General features: G+C 34.7%; 2 protein-coding genes. Both read left to right on the top strand.

The genetic code is table 11. The features are described from left to right. The first annotated feature begins 317 nt into the window (after positions 1 to 317). On the top strand, positions 318 to 1,211 hold the full coding sequence (repM, locus tag FTV34_RS17185; protein ID WP_057048785.1) for a replication initiation protein RepM: 894 nt from the start codon (positions 318 to 320) through the stop codon (positions 1,209 to 1,211). Between the two features lie 63 nt (positions 1,212 to 1,274). Then, a complete protein-coding gene (locus tag FTV34_RS17180) occupies positions 1,275 to 1,823 on the top strand; it encodes a plasmid replication DNA-binding protein (RefSeq protein WP_180070878.1) in 549 nt (182 codons plus the stop codon). Positions 1,824 to 1,932 lie beyond the last annotated feature (109 nt).

The following is a 1,932-nucleotide window of genomic DNA, read 5'->3' as shown; positions in this document are numbered from 1 at the left end:
AAGTCACGCAAGTATTAACCAAAAAATTGCCCCAACGAACTGAGCGAAAGCGAAGTTCAATAGAGTTTGAGCGAAGCGAAAACCAAGGGCAATTTTTCAATTTGCTCTTTTTAAATATATTTTAAATATTTTAAATCTTTTCAGTCCCCTGTATGCCTTATACAGTAAGGGTTTTAAAGCTTAACTATGACGGATTGACTACTAACTATGACGGATTGACTACTAACTATGACGGATTGACTACTTAACTATGACGGATTGACTACTAACTATGACAAGTATATATTTGTCATATATTAAAAATTAATGGTTTTATTTTGAATAAAAATCACGTTGTAAAATCAAATCAAGTAATAGAAGCCTCATATCAATTAAGTGCCGTAGAGCAACGAATTGTCTTAGCTGCCATTTCACGGATTCCAAAAAATCAGCCTATTACAGATGATGAGCTATATCCTGTTAGTATCAATGAGTTAAGGCAATTAGGTGTACATGAAAAAACTGCATACAGAGATTTAAAGGAAGGTATTAATAGACTCTATGAACGATCTATTAACCTCAGTATTGATGACAAGTCTATAAAAATGCGATGGGTACAAGAAGTTCAATTTCTAGATAGTCAAAGTGTCATTGGTATTCGTTTTTCAAAACCAATTCTGCCTTTCATATCTAATCTAAGTAGAGAATTCACCAAATATGCCCTGTCAGACATCGCTGGAATAAATAGTGGGTACGGTATTCGTATTTATGAGCTACTTGTTCAATATCGACAAATAGGTAAGCGTGAAATTTCAGTTGAGAATTTGCGGACAATGCTTGAGCTTGGTAAAAAGTACCCTTTATTCGCAGATTTCAAGAAACGAGTAATTGATACTGCTATAGACCAAATAAACGAATGCAGCCCTTTAAATGTCACTTATGAACAGAAAAAGACTGGTCGTAAAGTTACTAGTATTATTTTTTCATTTAAAGAAAAGACTAAGAGTATTAGTCATCCGAATACAGATGTACCTAAAGAATTTTATAAACTAACAGATGCTCAAATTAATATGTTTGGAAATCAACTTTCTCGTTTACATGAACTATCACATCTAGCACAGCAAGGTGAAAGCTATGATGATTTAGCTATAACAATTAAAGATATGTTGAGAGATCCAAAACAGCAAAAACAGTTTTTACCTTATCTAAAAAACTTAGGCTTTAAACTTTGAGTTTATTGGAGAATACACTTATTGTATTCTCCAATACGTATCGTTAATACACAGTAATACAATATGAAAACAAGTACAAAATACAGTGTTAGTGATGCTGCAACACTGTATAAAAAATCTCGGGCCACACTCTACAAAGATATAAAAAACGGAGTATTAAGTCGTGATCATGATGGTTCTATCGACTTTTCAGAATTACTTCGTGTCTATGGTGAGCCTTTTGGTGGAACAAACTCAAAACGTCTTGATACGTCTCCAAGACAAAACATTGATACACCTGAATACACTGATAATACAGTTGTTGAACTCAAAAATCAGATTGAGTTTTTAAAGAAACAGTTGGAAAAAGCAGAAGATCGGGAAACGAAGGCAAATGCTCGTATTGACACGCTACTTACACTTATTGAAATGAAGCCACCACAAGCCAATATAAGCACGTTTACAGAGCAGCAATCTGACCAGGATATAGCAACAGATCCTCGGTCACAGGATGAATCAAACTATGACGGATTGACTACTCCTGAGAACAAACGGATCCCTATCCCTGAACATATTGAGCCTGAACCTAAAAAAAGGGGCTTCCTGAGCCGTTTCTTCCTTCCTTATGGTTAGCCAGCACTCCACTTTTTCGATGAGCCAATTTCATTGCCAGCAATGAAATAATGACTCCTCAAAAAACCGGATGATGTTTATTAAAACTGAATAAAATCGTGGAACATTG

This window comes from Acinetobacter sp. YH16038 (genome assembly GCF_013417275.1).
In the GTDB taxonomy this organism is placed as follows: Bacteria; Pseudomonadota; Gammaproteobacteria; order Pseudomonadales; family Moraxellaceae; genus Acinetobacter.
Note: the sequence above shows the minus strand (reverse complement) of the source record. Positions and strands in the feature narration are given on the sequence as shown.

Coding starts and splice junctions, on each gene's coding strand:
- FTV34_RS17180 (WP_180070878.1), top strand. CDS start 1,275: ATGAAAACAAGTACAAAATACAGTGTTAGTGATGCTGCAACACTGTAT.